The organism is Wolbachia endosymbiont (group A) of Sympetrum striolatum, from assembly GCF_947250715.1.
In the GTDB taxonomy this organism is placed as follows: Bacteria; Pseudomonadota; Alphaproteobacteria; order Rickettsiales; family Anaplasmataceae; genus Wolbachia.
The window spans coordinates 810939-829325 of the sequence record NZ_OX366342.1 but is presented as its reverse complement, the minus strand read 5'-3'; the positions used below and the strand labels follow the sequence as shown (position 1 = coordinate 829325).

The window sequence follows — 18387 nt, the reverse complement described above, 5'->3', positions numbered from 1 at the left end:
GGTGTAACCAGACTGCATTCTGTGATTTTTAGCAAAACATGATCTTTCATTTGAGCTTTCTTCAATTTAAAATAAATACAGAAAATTGCTGCCTATAGCTAAACTGACTTAGATTTACCGACAATTTGAAAAACCGTCATTCCGCTACTAGTTAGCGCCGCGGCGGTATGACGTGTTGCTTGGGTCAGCTATAGCTAAAGTAACTTAGGTTCACCGACAATCGTCATTCCGCTACTAGTTAGCGGAATCTATCCGCAACGGCATGACGTGTTGCTTGGGTCAGCTATAGAATATAGATCAGAAGTGACAGAGCTTAAAAAAAGGCATAACATTCTTAATAAACGTAAAAAGCTTTATGAAAATCAGAGTTGGAGTAATAGGCTGCTTAGGCAGAATGGGCAAGAAAATACTCAATGAATTAATTACAAATGCCGAAGTGGAAATAGCAGGTGCTGTTGCCCGTTCAGGCAGTAAGTACATAGATTCAGATATTGGACCAATTATAGCCAATCTAGGAATCAAGGTTACAAGTTCTATTAGTGGCATATTTGAGTTATCCGACGTTGTAATAGATTTTACAACTAAAGAATGTATGTTAGACTGCCTTAAAGCAGCTGTAAAATTTAAAACACCGCTGGTTAGTGGCACAACTGGAATAGAAGGTGTCGATTTGAAAGGATATGCTGCTGAAGTTCCAATATTATGGTCAGCAAATATGAGTGTTGGGGTTAATGTGTTGCTGAAATTGGTAAAAAAAGCTGCTGAGCTTTTAGGTAATGAATATGACGTTGAGATTTGGGAAATGCATCATAACTTAAAAAAGGATTCACCATCTGGAACAGCTATAGAACTTGGCAAAACAATTGCTAACGCTTCAAAAGTGGATTTTCAGTCCAATCAATATTTACATAGTGGTTCAAACATAAGAAAAAAGGGGGGAATAGGTTTTGCAGTATCTCGTGGAGGTGGAGTAATAGGAGATCACAGCGTGATGTTTGTTAATTCTGATGAACGGATAGAACTAAACCACAAAGCAATTGATCGCACAACATTTGCTAGAGGAGCTGTTCAAGCAGCAGTATGGCTATATGAAAATAAAAGAGAAATTCCGGGGCTCTATTCAATGCAGGATGTGATATGAGCAATACACGTGCCTCTGTTAAAGATTTAAATCTCTGGTATGGCTCTAAGCAAGTTTTATTCGATATAAATTTGAATATTTATAAAAGAAAAGTTACTACTTTTATCGGACCATCCGGGTGCGGTAAATCAACATTTTTGCGTTGTTTTAATCGTATGAATGACTATGTACCTGGATGCAAAACTGTTGGTGAATTAGATATCGATGGGCTGGGTGATATATATTCACGCGATATGGATGTTGTGCTACTCAGAGCAAAAGTTGGCATGGTATTTCAAAAGCCAAATCCTTTTCCAAAATCAATATATGACAATGTTGCTTATGGGCCAAAACTGCATGGTATGGTGAAGGATAAGCAAAAATTGAATGAGATGGTGGAAAATAGTTTAACTAAAGTTGGCTTATGGGAAGAATTAAAAGACAGATTGCAAGATAGTGCACTCGATTTATCCGGTGGCCAACAACAGAGGCTATGCATCGCTCGCGCAATTGCAGTGAAGCCAACTATTTTATTAATGGATGAACCGTGCTCCGCTCTTGATCCAATGGCAACCAATGCAATCGAAAATCTTATACAAGAGCTGAAATTAAGGTTTACTATAATTATGGTAACTCATTCAATGAAGCAAGCTAAAAAGTTATCTGATAGTGTAATTTTCTTTCATAATGGCAGAATTGTTGAGTCTGGAAGCACTCAAGAAATATTCGAAAATGCTCAATCTCCCTTAACAAAGGAGTATATCCTGGATCATTAGGTTTCTGTCATCAAAGTAGCTTGGCTACTTTAAAAAATGTATCCGTATGCCGTATTTGTCATTCAGCATGGTAGCGGTTGGATCATTCAAAAAATACCACTTCATTCTTTTTGCTTCTAACTTTTCTATTTTTTACTGTAAATTTTTGCAGAGTTCTCTCACATTTACTCTCTGATTACCTTTTTGTCTTGCTTTGTTTATCTGTTTTAACGCTCCACTAAACGGATACCCAATTGTTCAACACTGTCTATTTCAATTTGTAAAGTGTCCTTTATAAACTTATCAGCCTGGTCTGTACTCATAAAAACTGTATGTTTATTGGGCATTAATTTTTCTATAGTGGCTCTATCTTTTTCGTCATATGTATATTTAAGAAGCTCATCAATTTCTTTGTCCTTCAGATGAGATGTGCAATTATAGCTATGCTTTTTGAGATCCAGAAATTTAGCAAAGCTATTACAATCGTTCTCATGGTGAAAGGTTACATTTATACCTACTATTTCGTCCGTTTCTTGCAACTTTCCATCTTTAGCTATCTGTGCCTTAGCAAGCGCAACTGTAGGTTTATGGCCATAATTTGCTCCAATAATCCTTCTTATTGAGTATTCTATTGCCATTTTTTGCACTTTGGGATTTTCATCGAACTCTTTCAAAAAATTAAGGTGTAAGTTAATATATTCAGAGTATTTCAACCTGTGTTTTTTATGTATAGTTGGTTTGCAGGGCAGTTCATTTGTAGGTGACTTATAGCTTGCAAGAAGCAACTTTTGTTCATACTGTTCATTATATTCTTTTACCCCTTTAAAATGTCTTTCATATTGAGTCAATCCATCTTTTCCTTTTTTCTCCATCCTTTTCAAGAATTCCTCTGCTGGCTCTTGTTTAGCTGGAATAATTTTGCGTATAAACGGAATTTGTTTTTGCAAGCCAACTCAATATGGTAAGCAGACAACTTTTGCATCTTTCGAAAATAGACCTTCTAATTTTTTCACTGCATTGTATAAGTTTGCTGATTCTGGTTTATAATGCCCACTATTATTGTCTATATAAGTTATTTTACCATTTACCACTTTTATTAAACCAGAACATAAAACTGGCCTACCACCTGCAAGAGTTGAATGACGATAAGCCCACTCGTTTTTATTAACATTAATATGTTCATGAGTTACCAATCTGCCATCAAGCGTGATCACATAAGCTACACAACCTTTTTTACCCTTACTAATTTTATCAGTTGTATCATATAGCTTGCCTTCTAAGTCGTATAACCTTAGTTCCCCATCTTCCTCACCAATAAATTTGCTTTGATCAAACTGTTCATCAGAGTTAAAATACTTAACCTTTGTATTAGTTCTAGGAATTTTTCTTCCTTTAACTCCAACTTCTGAAAATAAATTATAGCGTGGAAAAAAATATGTAAATTTACTTTCTATCCAGTGTAAAATTCTGTTTATAATACCAAAAACTTTTTTGTTACCTAAATCAATAGAGAGTTGCTGTTCTTTTGGTACTTTTTTATGATTGGACTTTGTACCAGATTTGCCAAATTCTTTGGCAGCATATTTAAACTTTTCTAGTAAATATTCCTTACGCTCTTTTGATACTGACATTTTTACCTCACCAACTATTATTTTATTTTATATTATCTTAGACAAAAAGTCAACTTTTTCCTTAATATATTAATAAATAGCTATTTCATTTGCAGCATTGAGCACAATACTATTTGTTTGTGGAGCAGAAGAACTTCCATGTTAGCGCAGGAAAACGCCTATGGTCTGGCTCTTGAATAGTTATGTAAGAAGTCTAATCCACTTTCAGTTCCTCAGTATGTAAATTGCGTGGTAAAGATTCTAATTCCTTTGCAGCACTTAAACTTTTATTTTTTGCATGTATACCAAGCTTATTGAATTCTCGGGCAGCAGGAAACACCCTTGCTTCAAGTGAACCAGCAGTTTTATTATAATGATCGACAGCACTTTTTAAGCTCCTGCGCAAATTATCAAAGTTTTCGCCCATTGTGCAAATGCGCTCATATAAAATATGACCTAGTTCACTGATTTTCTTTGCATTTTCAGCTATCATCTCTTGCTTCCATCCATATGCTATTGCTCTCAGCAATGCAATTAGAGTGATCGGTGTTGCAATGATCACTTTTTTTTCCACTCCAATCTCTATCAAAGCAGGCTCATATTCCAGTGCTGCGCTAAAAACCCCCTCCCCTGTTAAGAAAAGCACCACAAGTTCTGGCGTATTTTTAAATTGATTCCAATACTCTTTTTTACCCAAGTCATTTATGTGTTTTTTTATTGCCAGGGAATGATTCTTTAATTTCTCCTTTTGTATTTGCAAATCATTTTGTGATATAGCATCCATGTAAGAATCAAGCGGCACTTTAGCATCTATTATTATTTGCTTTCCAGATGGCATTTTGATTATTAAATCAGGACGCAATAAATTATCCTCGTTTTTATCAACCACTGACGGCTGAGTAAAAAAATCGCAATATTCAATCATTCCCGCCATTTCTACCACTCTCTTTAACTGCATTTCACCCCATTTTCCTCTAATGTGGGGCTTTCTCAAGGCATTAGCAAGGCTAGAAGTTTGGTTCATCAGCGCTCCAATTTGCTCCTTTAAACCTTCATAGGCCCCTACCCTCTCCTTTTCTAGCTCACGTATTTCGTTATCGAATTTTTCTAATTTTTCTTTTATTGGCGTTACAACTTCGTTGATCGTTGCTTGTCTTTTTTTGAAATCGCTTTCTGTTTCTTTTAATTTACTATCGATTACTTCCTTTGCTAAGTTCAGAAAATTATTGTTATTTGTCTGCAAAGCATCAAGAGAGAGCGCTTTAAAAGTGTTTGTTAATCTCTCCTCTGCTTTTGTTAGTAACTCTATTTCCTTTTTCTTTTCCTCACGTTCTTTTTGCAGAGTTACTTCAAGCTCTGCTCTTTTGACCCTTAAATCAACTATTTCTTCATTCTTTGTAAGTAAAGTTTGCTTTGTTTCTTGAAGCTCACGCTCTAATTTACATAAATTACCCTCAAGGTTTGCTTTCTTTTCGCTCAGTTTTTTTACAATAATGTAGAAAAATAGTAATAGAGAGACAACCAGAGCTATAGAATTGAAAAGCATCAGAATAAAAAAACTGCGTTTACAATTCTATATGATTTTTGTGTGTATAGCTATAAGTAACAACGTCATACCGCACACAACTGTACGAATGTCTAGTTTAGTTATAAAATGTATATAAAATATTAACCGCTGATGTCATCCCAGTGCGTGACACTGGGATCCAAATTTTTTGGACTGGATCTTATGGTCAAGCCCACAGATGTATGAACATTGTCTACCAGGAGGGTGTCATCCCAGTGCTTGACACTGGGATCCAGGAATTTTATTAAGTTGGTAAGCATAAAAGTAGCCGTTTTATGTTAAAATACAACGTTTTGATGATTATGAAAAGGCTGGATTCCAGACTGGAATGACAAGAAGAGGGCATGGGATGACAGGAGCGGAGCTATACAAAAAGAAGTAAAACGGCTCTAAAGATGATGCTATAGAAGTTTTTAGTACTTGCTCGCAACTTTCAACAATTTAATAGCACTGGTGTTTACAACCTCTCCGCCGACACGCTTAGTGACAAAAAACCTCACATAAGGTTTATTCGTATAAGGGTCTCGTAATATTCTCATTCCTCTGTTATCTACAATCTTATAAGCTTGTTTGAAATCTGCCATCGCAATTACCGGTAGCTGATTGTTTGGCACCGGTGGCATATCGGCAGATTGATATACTGGTATTCCCATTAAGGTATCTGGAGCTTCAAGCGACAAACTTGGTTGCCAAAGATATTGACCTGTTTGAGCTTTTAGTAGCCTAACATTCTTCAACGTACTCCTGTTCATCAAAAATGATGCATTTTTGGAATAATATTCATCCAGAGAGTAATACAATATCATTATTGAATCGCTATCCAATTTTTCAGTTTTAACTTGCTCTATTTTATTGTAGCCCTTTCCATCATCATAAGCTAAAATTCCTTTGGGTTGAAAAGTGCCATCACCCTTAATGAAGGCTTCGTTTTCTTTCTTACTAAAAGTCTCGGCAATCTTTTCCACCAGCCAACTCTCAACATCGACAAACGCATCATCGAGTAACTTTTGTGATATCTGTGGTTGAGCATATAACTCGTAAGTCGTGATAGAAATCTTTTGGATTTTAGGCGTGTCCGTATCTTTTGCAAAATCATACTTAGATTTATTGCCACCGTCCTCATCATCTACTGTTTCACTGCTCCAACCTGCACCGGCACGGTCAAAATCTTCTATAATGTAATCCAATGTTTCAGTAGAGATTCTTTGACTGGAGCATATTTGTCGCATTGGGGACGAATCAGTTACGCGCTTGTTTATGCGTTTTACAATATGCGGAGTAACTAGATACCCTCCGATATCATTATCATCTCCACTGAGGGTTTTGTGTGATAAACCGCTTTCCATTCCCTTGCGGATATAATCAGAAAAATATTTATCACTTGTGCTAAAATCTGTATTTACTTCTGGACGTTGAGCTGCAGTTTCGATCAAGTCTAAACGCTCTTTGCAACTATCAATGGCATTATTTACCTTGCATAGCTGCTCAATCGTTGCAGAATCAGCACGCCCTTTGCTCTCAATTTCTTTTAATTTGCGATCATTTATTAATTTAAATTGCTCCCATGATGAAGCGAGTTCATTGATACGGTGAGCGATATCGGTAAGTGACATAATAGCCTCCTTTGAAAATAAAATTAGAATGGAAATAAGGTAATAGGAATGGCACCCATAGATGTTTCCCACAGTTGTACGAATATTGCAATATGGTACATAGTAAACGATGTCATTCCAGTGTCTGGGCACATAACTGTACGAACATTGTAGTTTGGGAGCAATTCCCTACCAGTGGGGTGTCATCCCAGTGCCCAGACACTGGGATCCAGCTTCTATGCAACTTAATTAAAAACGTTTGTTTTAGCGTAAGACAACTACCTTTAGCTCATCAGCTCAGTTATAAGCAAAATTTCTGGATTCCAGACTGGAATGACATCATCTGTTGTGCAATTTATCTTCAAAAATGAATATTCGTACAGTTATGTGCCCAGACACTGGCATGACATCATTTGTTTATCTGTTGAAAATGTAAATCGGAAAATAGCGTGGCACTTTGTACCACGCTTAGTGTTGTAAGCTTAATCGAGTAATTAAATTAAGCGAGGTAAAACAAAAGACAACAACAATATATAATGTTCGTTTTTTTATGTCAAGCACTTTTTTTATCTGCTTCAAACTTTTTTTTATCTGCTTCGATTAGATAAGGGATTTCAATATTAATTCTGCACTACTTGCAGTTTTTGTAATGGGTCTGCCAATGACGATATAATCAGCTCCTAAATTTATTGCTTCTCTTGGTGTTGCTGTTCTTTTTTGGTCGTCATGACCTGGATCTATACGAATTCCTGGAGTAATAATTTTAAAGTCTTCACCGCATTCTCGGCGCACTTCTTGAGCTTCTAGTGCAGAACAGACTATTCCATGGAGTCCAATCTTTTTTGCAAGCTTTGCAAGCAAAATTACCTGTGATTTTACCTCTCTTGCTACTCCAAGCTCGTTTAAATCCTCATTGCTCATACTAGTTAGCACTGTCACTCCAATCAGCTTTATTTTTGTGCCTTGCACCACACTTAGCGCTTCTTCAAGCATTTTTGTTCCGCCACTGATGTGCAGAGTTAACATTTCAACACTTAGAACTTTTATTACTTCAACTGTTTTAGCCACAGTGCTCGGAATATCATACAATTTCAGATCTAAAAAAATTGGTACATTGCATTTTGCAACTTCTTGCACTCCAGAGAGACCATGAGCAGCAAAAAATTCTAATCCCAGCTTTACCATGCCAACTTTACCACGCAGAGCATTAGCTAGAGAAATAGCCTTATTTAAGTCTTGTGTATCCAGTGCGCATATTATTGGGTTCATTATCTTGCATAATTTTTTTTATAATAAAGCTAATTATTATGTTTTGCAAATACCTTCACTCTGATTACGTTCATAAGATTCTGTCAATAGTGAATTTGGCAATTTGATCGGGGTGGATGAGCGACTGTTATATCCAGAATCTTCCTCGGATCCATATCCAGGATCTCCTGCATGTAAAGGAACAGATGTTTCGTCTGGCGATGATGCATATACAAGATCTTCCAGCGAAGAAGAAGGCGTTTTGTCTGGCAAAAGCCGTGCAAATTCTTCTTGTAACGCAAACTTTAATATTTGAATCGTATTTAATATTGCTTTTCCATCATTATTTCTTATAGGTTCTTCTATATTGTCTGTTACGCATCTTATCAACAGTTGCACAAAATTCACTTGTTTTTCTTTCTCTTTCAAAAAATCTTCTATTTGACTGTCTCGTTCTAAAAGTGAATTTCTTAAACTTTTCACTTCGTTATTACAATCTTTTCTTATCCCATCTAACTCAAAAGATTGATTTTTAATTAAATCATCTGCTTTATATAGCTCTTCAAATTTCCTTTTTAATTCTTGAGATAAGTTTTTATTTTTCTGATTAATTTCTTTAAATTTACATTGTAATTCATCTAATTCTACACAAAGTTCTTCTTGTCTTTTATGTAATTCTTCTTTTTTTTCACATAATATATGTTTTTCCTTACACAATTCCTCTTTTTCTTTAGATAATTTTTCTATTTCCTTATATAATTCTTCATTTTTTAATTCTGCATGTTTATTATTGTCTATTTTCCTTTTCAATTCCGTCATGCGTTTTTCTTTTTCAGCTAGATTACCTTCTTTTTCTTGTAACTGTTCACGTAAACGCGAGATTTTAAGATGCAATTCTTCTTCTCGTGCAACAAGCTTATCTATTTCCTCTTTTGTTTTGTCCAATTCATTGTCTATTTCAAACGTACGATTCTTTGCTGTTTCTAATCTTTTCTCTAAAGATTTTTTTTCTTCAAGAAGAGATTCTCTCTCAACTTCTGACTCATTTACTTTCTGATCCAATTTTTTTGCTCTCTTGTCTAAATTTTGCTTTTCTCGAGTTAATTCATGTTTTAATTTTTCCACTTCTTTGTTTGCAGCTTTTTCAGCTTCCTTTCCTAGAGTTATTTTATTTTCTAACTCTTGCTCTTTCTGAGCGAATTTACTTCTCTCAACCTCTATTTTTTTATTATTACTAATCATTTTATACGAAAGTGCAAGCACCAAAACAGATAATGCAGCTAAAGCAAGAATTAGAGGAAGAGGCACATTAGAAGTTACAGTAAGCGCTAAAGATGTAAGTAACGTAAGAGTAGCTAAGGAACTAGCTACAAAATAAAATGTGTTAGCTTTGTTAAACAAATTGCTCATTACTCCCCTCCCCTCATGAACAAAACTTCAGCAGTCTTGTATATATTTATTAAAATTCTCTTATCTGTGGAGGTCCCTGCACTTACATCGTTAAGGTGTGATAGGAATTATTTGTTGCATCTCTAAAAGCGATAAATTAGGGCTGCCGGTACTTGTATTAGGATTTTCGTGATTTAGTTGCTCTGAATTTTCTTTATTCTCATCCTCATCTTCCTTTTTAGGAGATAGAGATTTTCTAGAATATCTTCTTGGTGTGGATGTGCGAGGAGAAAGTGGTTTCGGGAAAGTTAGTCCATTAGCAAGCTTATTTTCACCTGTTCCTTCAAATTCTGATGAATGTTCACTGCTTATATCTAGTTGATTATTTATACCTAACTTTTCATATATAGGTTGCATAAATTCATCAACTGCTTCTTGTATACGGTCTGTATCTTGCATGTCTTGTTCTTCTAAATTAAAAAGTCCTTGCTCTACTCTTTCTTTCACTACACTGAGTACAGTAAATACTGTTTTCGTTACATATTCTCTCTTTTTTTCTTCAAATTTATTTACATTTTTCTTGTAATCATCCTTAACGTTTATTGATTGATTAACAAGTTCTTCCTCGTCTGCTTTTAAAGATAATAATTCCTTTTCCAGCTCCTCAATTTTAGATAAGTGCTTTTTCTCCTTTGTACTTAATTTGTCAACTTCATTTTTAAAACGAGTGTGCTCTTGACGCTCATAACTAACTTCACCTTCTAATCTTTTCTTTTCCCTTTCCAACTGGTATAACTTCTTCTCTAATTCTTTTATGTCGTTACTTAATTCTTTTTCTCTTTTCTTTAATTCCTCCTTCAGAGAGGAAGCTTCATCACTTTTTATTCTTAACTGCACTACTAATTCTTCTACTTCTTTTCTTAATTCTGTTTCTAATTGTATCTTTTCTTTTTCTAACATAGTTAATTGATGATTTAGAGAAGAAACCTTCTCTTTTAATTTACAAGGTAAGTCATTGTATTCATGTTCTAAGTTGCTCAGTTTGTTCTTCATCTCACATAATTCACCTTGTAAATTACCTTTTTTTTCATTTAGTTTCGTATTTTCATCACGTAACTCTTTAGTAAAATCAAGAGAATTTTTCTTTTCACATTCTAACTGACTTACTTTCTTATTCAATTTTTTTATTCTCTCATCTAAACCTTGCTTTTCTCGAGTTAATCTATTTAGTTGATTATTCAATTCCTCCACTTCTTTGCTTGCAGCTTCTTTAGCTTCTTTTTCTAGAGTTATTTTATTTTCTAACTCTTGTACCTTACTCTCAAATTGTTGTTTTACGCTTTCTAACTCTTGCTCTTTTTCAGCAAATTTATTTTTCTCAACCTCTATTTTCTTATTATTACTAATCATCTTGCATGAAAGTGCGAGTATCAAAGTAGATAGTATAGATAAACTCAAGGCAACAGACTGCAACTGAAGACAAGAACTCAACATAATGGGCAACAGCAAGTGTCCCAGATGCAAGCAATACCAAAGTAGCAAAAGCACCAGCTATAAGATATGGTGCATTGGCTTTATTATATAAATCCCCCATTATTATTCCCTCACAACTAAAGTATTATAATAGCATAAATGTCAAGGGAAGTAAAGCTATACAAATCAGTATAAGTCTATATTCACTATGTATTTCCCGTCTTCAGTTTCAAGCTCAGACTGCATCCACTCTATCATTTCCGCATTGCAAACTGCTTGTAGGTCATTCTGCGCGGATTGATTCAATTTGTCCTCTCGTAGATCTGCTTTTATCACTAATTTCTTTATCAAATGCTTAACTGATACATTATTATCTGCTTTTATCTTTCTGATAATGTTTAATATCTGCACGCAATTGTCTCCCATTTCCTCTGAATATTTATCGTAGATAAGCTCTTCTAATTTTGGCCAATTACTTTGATTGTGTACAGAATTATAACTATACAACTGGTGGTATATCTCTTCTGTAATGTAAGGCAAAAAAGGTGCAAATAACCGCAAAATAACATTTAACACATACGCCAAGCTTTGTTTTGCACTTAAGGTTGCTTCACTGCTTCCGTACGCGCGTTTTTTTACTAATTCCAAGTAGTTATCACAAAAATCCTTCCAAAAAAATTCCTCTATTACGCCCAAAGCTTCGCAGTATTCAAACTGTAATAGGTTATTCGTTGCTCTTTCTATAACTTTGTATAACTTAGACAATATCCACTTATCTATTGTCTCGTGAGCAGAATTTATGCTCATTACTTGATGCTTTTCCATGAACATGGAAACAAACTTGCTAGCGTTCCAAAGTTTTGTAACTAGGCGCTTGCCAATTTTAAATATATTTTCAGAGTAGACTGTATCAACTCCAAGCCTTGAGTTCGCTGCCCAATAGCGTACTACATCAGCTCCATAAGTTTCAAGTATTACATGAGGAGTGATGATGTTACCTTTTGATTTACTCATCTTTTTCTTATCATCGGCTAAACACCAACCGCTGATCATAATGTTTTTCCAAGGTAAAGAATCTGCATGATAATGTGCCTTTAAAATAGTATAAAAAGCCCAAGTTCTTATTATCTCATGGCTCTGGCTGCGCAGATCTGCAGGAAATATTGTATTATAGCGATGATTTGGTAAGCTAAACTCACTGTTTACTGCCAGTGCACTTAGTTGAGGAGTAATTGAACTTGTGGCCCAGGTATCCATTACATCTTGATCTGGGATAACCTCTTCTTTGCTATACCCTTTTGGCAAATCTTTGAGTGGATCTATAGGTAGGTCCTTTATCTCAGCTAGAATAATTTTACCTTCTTCTCCCTTACGTTTGGAATACCACGCTGGAAATGGCACACCAAAATAGCGCTGCCTTGAGATGCACCAGTCCCAATTTAGCCCTTCTATCCACACTTCCATGCGTTTACGCATATTGCTTGGATGCCAATTGCATTCTTTTACTTTATCTAATACTTGAGCTTTTTGCTCTAAGGTCTTGATAAACAATTGATAAGTAGGCAATATCTCAAGTGGTGCACCAGACCTTTCTGCGCACTTAACAGAATGAGAAATGCTAGTGCTTTCTATTAGTAACTCCTTCTCAGTTAGGATTTCGATCATCCTCTTTCTTGCTGCTGTAACTTTCAATCCATTGATTTCATTGTAGATTCCAGCGTCACGCGCTGGAATGACGCCGGGGTGTGGTGGAATGACGTCTTCTTTTGTCATCTGAGTAGCCCTTTCTCCTGTCATCCGAGTAGCCCCTATGGTGTCATCCCAGTGCCCAGACACTGGGATCCATGCTCTTTCCTTCTGACCATGTGGTGGATGCAGGTTCATCCTCCCATCCTGATCGATGATAATTTTCATCGGCAGATTATGCTTTTGCTGCCAATATATGTCGAGCTCATCACCGAATGTACAACACATAACAAGCCCAGTGCCTTTATCTACTTTAACCTTATCATCAGCTATTATTGGAACTTTTTCCTTTGTTATTGGCGCTACGGCTGTTTTGCCAATCAGATGGGTATAGCGTGCATCCTCTGGGTGGCAAAAAACTGCAACGCATGCGGGAAGTAACTCAGGTCGCGTAGTTGCAATATTGATCTGCTCATTTTCGTGAGTAGAGAAAACTATCGTGTTTAAGGATGACTCAAAAACTTTATCTTCTATTTCTGCTTGCGCAATTGCGGTTTTATCAACCGGATCCCAAAGAATAGGTTGCATTTTTCTATATGCATACCCTTTATTATATAGATCGATAAACGACATTTGAGAAAGTGTCACAGTTTCCTTGCTGATCGTGTGATATTCCAAACTCCAGTCATAACTAATGCCGACCGATTTAAATAGTTCCTTAAATTCTTGCTTTGATTTTTCAATAACTTCATGGCACATCTCTATAAATTTTTCTCTGCCAACTTCTTTTGCACGGGTTTTATAGGTTTGTTCAACCAATCTTTCAGTGGGGAGCCCATTATCATCAAACCCAATTGGATAAAACACATCTTTTCCCAGCATGCGCTGAAACCTTGCAATAAAGTCTGTGTGGCAATAGCTAAATATATGGCCGATATGCAATTTACCCGATATTGTTGGTGGAGGTGTGTCTATAGTGAAAGTGTTATCCTTTTCACCATTCCATTTATAAACTTTACTACCTTCCCATAATATGTTGCATTTGTCTTCAACTTCTTTAAAGCCGTATTTTTCTTTTAACATAAATATTTCTCAATTTTAAACCTTAAGCTAGCAACGTCATACCGCGATTCATTCGCGGTATCTAAGCCGCTAACAAGTAGCAGGATACTTAACCGTCATACCGCCGCGGTATCTCTTAGCATAGATCCCGCTAACAAGTAGCGGGATGACGAGGTTATCGTCATACCGCCACGAACCGTCATACCGCGATTCATTCGCGGTATCTCTAGATCCCGCTAACAAGCAGCGGGATGACGATTGTCGATAAACCTAAATTACTTTAGCTATAGCACAATTAAGTAAATACGGCAATTTTACGCCAAAATTTTTTGTTTACGAACATAAATTTTCTATGCTATGATAAAAATATTACTTGACCTTAGGTTCTAAAGGTATTATGTAATGTTAATTATATATATTGAGGTTCGTTACGATAGGATTTGAAAGATTAGCAGGGATTTTGGGTGCTTTAGATAAGAATGGTCATAATCTGGATGCTACAAAAAAAGAAGAGCTGAGAGTTTTCCTTAAAGGAGTGTTGGAAGGTAAAGAGGAAGAAACTTCAGAAAACATAGTAAGTGCATTCAGAGAGAAACTAAAAACAGAAGCTAAAGATGAACTTAAAGCTGATGATGCAATAAAAACTGAAGCTAAAGATGAACTTAAAGCTGATCAAGCAACAATAACGGCTGCAAAAGATGAACTGAAAACTGACCAAGCAACAATAACGGCTGCAAAAGCTGAACTCAAAGCTGATCAAGCAACAATAACGGCTGCAAAAGCTGAACTAAAAACCGAAAAGCTAAAAACTGAAGCTAAAAATGAACTATCAAATGAAATGCAAGAAAAAGTAAATAAACTTGAGCAGATAGAGAAGGAAAAAACAGACTTACAAACTCAATTGGGTGCAGCTAATACGCAAAAAACAGAATTAGAAAAACAATTAAGTAAGAAAGGCGAAGAATTAGAAGCTGAAAAGCTGAAAGCTGAGCAGGAAAAAACAGAATTACAAGCTAAATTCGATCAAGAAAAACAAGCACTAGAAGCTAAAAACAAAACAACTGAGCAACCAAAACAAGGCAATGGAGCACGGTACACCGCTACTGTTGGTATGGGTCTTGCTGCTGGACTGATAGCATTTACTGCACTTGAACGTACAGTTAGGTTAGAGATGTTAGTAATGATTGGTATAGCAGTAGCATCTGCACTCGTAGCTGGTAGTATTACATATGTAGCATTACCTAGTACTCAAGTAGATGGAGCGAAAGCACAAGAAGTAAATGAGAATGGGAAAAAGAAGTAACAAAGGCACTGGGCTGAAACCGTCATAAAGGAACCAGCGTCAGCTACTTGGATGACAAGAAGAGGGCGCTGGGATGAAATCATTATAGAGTGAACCAGTGTCACACTACTAGGATGACATCCTGACAATCGTCATACCGCTATTTGTTAGCGGTATGACGATTAATTATTCTGCGCGGGATGACAAGAAAAGAGCAGCAGGATGACGCCTCACCATGTCATTTGAGTAGCGGACACTGGAATGGCTTTGTTGCATCGCTAGCTATGATGGATTAAAGATAAAAAAGATGGAGAATATCAGTAGCTTATTATTCTGGTGTTTATAACAAGAACGGTCAGTGAATACCTAAATTTTAACAATCTCAATTATCACACACCATAATAAAACAGTCAACTTCACATGCTTAGGTTGCAAAATCCCAAAAAGCAGCCAGAATAGAATAAGCAAACATTTACGAATTAAATTTAGTGGATAATCACCAAATAAGGGTATTGATATCAACCATACTCTGCAGAATCGCAATATGGTATGACTACATGCTCTTCACTGATTTGATTAACATAATTAGCAGAGAGTTTTGTTTTGCAAAAGATGTCTACAGTAACATACTGCAATTATTTGGAATTGTAGGGCTAGGTGCAATTGTAAGGCCACTTGGTGCATTCATATTTGGTCACGTTGGTGACAGGTATGGAAGAAGGATAGCATTAATAATTATTATCTTGCTAATATCGATACCATCAAGTCTCATTGCATTTATTCCAAGTCACAATCAAGTAGGTATAATTTCTACTATATTGCTTCTTGCAATCCATGTGACACAAGGAATTGCACTTGGTGGTGAACAGGGAAGTTCTGTTTATCTTATAGAACATTTATCCAGTAGGAAAGAGAACTTAGGAATGTATTTTGGAATAATGGGCTGTGGTCGCTCCATTGGTGTCTTGCTTTCTGCGGTGATAGTAATTATCTGCAAAAAAACTACTGATTTTTGTACCTGGGGTTGGAGATTGCCATTTGTTTTCTCAGCTATTTTAGGATTAATTAGCGCGTATAGCATATACACATTGGGAGAAACTCCAGCATATGAAAAAAATCGAAAACAAAGAAATTTACCTGATTTGCCAATAATAGAGCTTATAAAGCGCCACAAGAGAGCTCTTATACTTGCTATTTTAATATCTGTACCTGTTAATGTTGCTGTCGGATTTACCATATTTCTTCGAACACTCGCAAAGGAAATAGCATCAGTGGATGTGTATGTAACGACATATATCAACGAAATTGTGCTCATTATAACCAGTGTATTAATGCCGATATCTTCAATAGCGTTTGGAATGTTGGCTGATAAAGTTGGAAAAGAGCGCACTGCAATCTTATTTATAGCAATTACAATGGCACTATGTTGTCCTGCGTTATCTATTGCATATTACTACAAAAATTACCTTATAATTATGCTTAGTGTAATGGCTCTTTCTATAATAGAAAGAGGTATAGTTCCCATAGGAATAGTTGCATCTGAACTCTTTCCCACCAATGTTAGATTTAGTGGTGTGAGCTTATCACGCAACATCTCTTATGCGTTACATGGAGGATTTACTCCTATGGTTTGTATTTGGTTGACTGTAACATTTCCTCAAACAAACCTTGCTGCTGGGCTTTTTATAGTCTTCTGCTTGTTGATCAGTGTGGTAGCAATATTGCAAATAAAACCGCAAGATAAAAAATGTGATTGGTCTTAGTTTTCTCTTATGTGATTTGATAGTGATCTCCACCGGAAAAGGGTTTCATCTAAGTAGCTGACACCCTGACAACCGTCATCCTGCTGCTTGTTAGCGGGATCTAGAGATACCGTAACGGTATGACGTAGGACTGCTGTCATTCCAGTCTGGAATCCAGAAAAAAGGGGCTACTTGGATGACACCCTGACAACCGTCATCCCGCTGCTTGTTAGCGGGATCTATGTTAAGAGATACCGCGAATGAATCGCGGTATGACGTAGGAATGAATCGCGGTATGACGTAGGACTGCTGTCATCCCAGTGCTTGACACTGGGATCCAGGAATTTTATTAAGTTGGTAAGCATAAAAATAGCTGTTTTACGTTAAAATACAATGTTTTTGATGATTATGGAAAGGCTGGATCCCAGTGTCAAGCACTGGGATGACACCATTTGTTGTAAACTCACTTTTACTCTATGGTTATACTACCTTGCCGCTATCCTGAACGGATACAAAGTAAGTTTTATTGTGATGTGCTCATCTGTAAAAAATAAGACTTAATCTCACTGTTGATCATGGATTTTAAGTTGTGCTAACACACTGCGGCCACTTAAAGAGTCAAGATTTTTAACCTGGCTAGCCAGTATTAAAGAGTTATTTTTTAGGTATTTCTTTACAAGGCTTGCAAGTCTTTTTGGATTATTCAAATAGCTCCACTCTGCTTGTAAAACTTTTATATCACTTTGTACTAAACTAATTTCACTTTTTATTTTTATTAGCTCTCTATTTAATGACTGAACATGTAGTTTTATCTTAAATAGTCCTACAATGCTAAGAAAAAACATAACTATTGAGATGATGCAGAAAGTTCTCATGAAAACTTCTGTATAGCTCTTAGTTTTGCTGAGCGTGAACGCGGATTTGCACTTACTTCTTCTATACTTGCTTTGATCACTTTTTTATTTAGAAGAGAGAATGTCTTACAATCAGTAGATCTTGGCTCACATAGATCTTTAAAAAAAGTTTTGACTATACGATCTTCCAAAGAATGAAAGGTGACAACAATTAATTTGCCATTCTCATTTAAAATTTCAGATGCAGCTTTAATGCCCCTCTCAAGTTCTCCCAGCTCATCGTTTACCCATATTCTGATTGCCTGAAATGTTCTGGTTGCAGGATCAATTTTGCTTTTTCCACGGAACACCACAGAACGTACAATGTTCGCAAGCTCAAATGTAGTTTTGATAGTTTTCTTCTTCCGTGCACTTACTATTGCTCTTGCGATTTTGCGAGAATGATGCTCTCCTCCGTAGTTATATATAGTATTTGCAATTTCTTCTTCGCGTAAAGCGTTAACAAACGTTGAAGCGTTTATATAAGAAGAGTTATCCATGCTCATATCGAGTGGACCATCATGTAAAAATGAGAACCCTCTATCTCCGTTATCAAGCTGCATAGATGAAACTCCGATGTCAAAAACCACCCCATCCACTCCGTTTGATTTCATTCCAGCGCGTGACCAGTTATTTTTTCCAGTATCAAGTACTGGGATGACAGGAGATGGCTCAACGCTGCTTAGTATACTTTTAATATTACTAAACTTCTCAATGAATAGTTTTATTCTATCGGGATATCTAACGCTTAAATCATCATAAAACTTAGTTACCGTTTCATCTCTATCAATTGCATATACCTTGCAATCAGCTGACTCCAATATTGCTTTGCTATACCCTCCAGCTCCAAATGTGGCGTCCACGTATATACCACCATCCTGCGGTGATAGTAGTGATAGCATCTCTTTTAACAAAACTGGAGTGTGTGTCATAGTGCTCCATCAAAAGACTCTGTGCATACAAATAAA

General features: G+C 36.1%; 14 protein-coding genes and 1 pseudogene. 5 read left to right on the top strand and 10 right to left on the bottom strand.

Annotated elements, in window-relative coordinates:
- Positions 1-355: 355 nt before the first annotated feature.
- Together dapB and pstB are read left to right on the top strand one after the other, a co-directional pair.
- Entirely contained in the window at positions 356-1141 is a 786-nt protein-coding gene (gene dapB / locus OOK87_RS04075) for a 4-hydroxy-tetrahydrodipicolinate reductase (RefSeq protein ID WP_264688138.1), read from the top strand.
- Positions 1138-1896 (top strand): phosphate ABC transporter ATP-binding protein PstB, encoded by a 759-nt coding sequence (gene pstB / locus OOK87_RS04070; protein ID WP_253307333.1) that lies wholly within the window; start codon positions 1138-1140, stop codon positions 1894-1896. The genes dapB and pstB overlap by 4 nt, the downstream gene beginning before the upstream one ends.
- Positions 1897-2102: 206 nt before the next feature.
- On the opposite strand, the pseudogene OOK87_RS07450 reads toward pstB, so the two are convergent.
- From OOK87_RS07450 to OOK87_RS04050, 3 genes and pseudogenes are all read right to left on the bottom strand, one after another.
- Positions 2103-3506 (bottom strand): annotated as a pseudogene (locus OOK87_RS07450) (hypothetical protein).
- A gap of 193 nt (positions 3507-3699) precedes the next feature.
- The gene (locus tag OOK87_RS04055; RefSeq protein WP_264688135.1) at positions 3700-5031 is read right to left on the bottom strand and encodes a DNA recombination protein RmuC; all 1332 of its coding nucleotides are present in this window, start codon (positions 5029-5031) and stop codon (positions 3700-3702) included.
- Between the two features lie 434 nt (positions 5032-5465).
- Entirely contained in the window at positions 5466-6665 is a 1200-nt protein-coding gene (locus OOK87_RS04050; protein ID WP_264688134.1) for a phage major capsid protein, read from the bottom strand.
- 92 nt (positions 6666-6757) lie between these two features.
- Between OOK87_RS04050 and OOK87_RS07475 the strand changes: the two genes are divergently transcribed.
- The gene (locus OOK87_RS07475) at positions 6758-7015 is read left to right on the top strand and encodes a hypothetical protein (RefSeq protein ID WP_264688133.1); all 258 of its coding nucleotides are present in this window, start codon (positions 6758-6760) and stop codon (positions 7013-7015) included.
- 229 nt (positions 7016-7244) lie between these two features.
- Here the strand turns inward: OOK87_RS07475 and pyrF are convergent, their stop codons facing one another.
- The 5 genes from pyrF to OOK87_RS04020 form a co-directional block, all read right to left on the bottom strand.
- Complete coding sequence (gene pyrF, locus OOK87_RS04040) at positions 7245-7913, bottom strand: orotidine-5'-phosphate decarboxylase (RefSeq protein ID WP_253307329.1); 669 nt, start codon at positions 7911-7913, stop codon at positions 7245-7247.
- Between the two features lie 36 nt (positions 7914-7949).
- Positions 7950-9302 (bottom strand): coiled-coil domain-containing protein, encoded by a 1353-nt coding sequence (locus OOK87_RS04035; RefSeq protein ID WP_264688132.1) that lies wholly within the window; start codon positions 9300-9302, stop codon positions 7950-7952.
- Positions 9303-9392: 90 nt separating this feature from the next.
- Positions 9393-10691, bottom strand: coding sequence for a coiled-coil domain-containing protein (locus OOK87_RS04030; protein WP_264688131.1), 1299 nt, complete (start codon positions 10689-10691; stop codon positions 9393-9395).
- Complete coding sequence (locus OOK87_RS04025; RefSeq protein ID WP_264688130.1) at positions 10684-10875, bottom strand: hypothetical protein; 192 nt, start codon at positions 10873-10875, stop codon at positions 10684-10686. The genes OOK87_RS04030 and OOK87_RS04025 overlap by 8 nt, the downstream gene beginning before the upstream one ends.
- Positions 10876-10940: 65 nt before the next feature.
- Positions 10941-13523: a valine--tRNA ligase gene (locus tag OOK87_RS04020; RefSeq protein WP_264688129.1), complete on the bottom strand. Its 2583-nt coding sequence runs from the start codon at positions 13521-13523 to the stop codon at positions 10941-10943.
- A 439-nt stretch (positions 13524-13962) separates the two neighbouring features.
- On the opposite strand from OOK87_RS04020, the gene OOK87_RS04015 reads away from it, so the two are divergent.
- Together OOK87_RS04015 and OOK87_RS04010 are read left to right on the top strand one after the other, a co-directional pair.
- Entirely contained in the window at positions 13963-14805 is an 843-nt protein-coding gene (locus OOK87_RS04015) for a hypothetical protein (protein ID WP_264688128.1), read from the top strand.
- 467 nt (positions 14806-15272) lie between these two features.
- Positions 15273-16547 carry an MFS transporter gene (locus tag OOK87_RS04010; RefSeq protein WP_264688127.1) on the top strand — a complete coding sequence of 425 codons (1275 nt, stop codon included), beginning with the start codon at positions 15273-15275 and terminating at the stop codon, positions 16545-16547.
- Positions 16548-17089: 542 nt separating this feature from the next.
- Here the strand turns inward: OOK87_RS04010 and ftsL are convergent.
- Positions 17090-17401, bottom strand: a complete 312-nt coding sequence (ftsL, locus tag OOK87_RS04005; RefSeq protein ID WP_264688126.1) for a cell division protein FtsL — start codon at positions 17399-17401, stop codon at positions 17090-17092.
- Entirely contained in the window at positions 17398-18351 is a 954-nt protein-coding gene (gene rsmH / locus OOK87_RS04000; protein ID WP_264688125.1) for a 16S rRNA (cytosine(1402)-N(4))-methyltransferase RsmH, read from the bottom strand. The genes ftsL and rsmH overlap by 4 nt, the downstream gene beginning before the upstream one ends.
- Between the last annotated feature and the right edge of the window lie 36 nt (positions 18352-18387).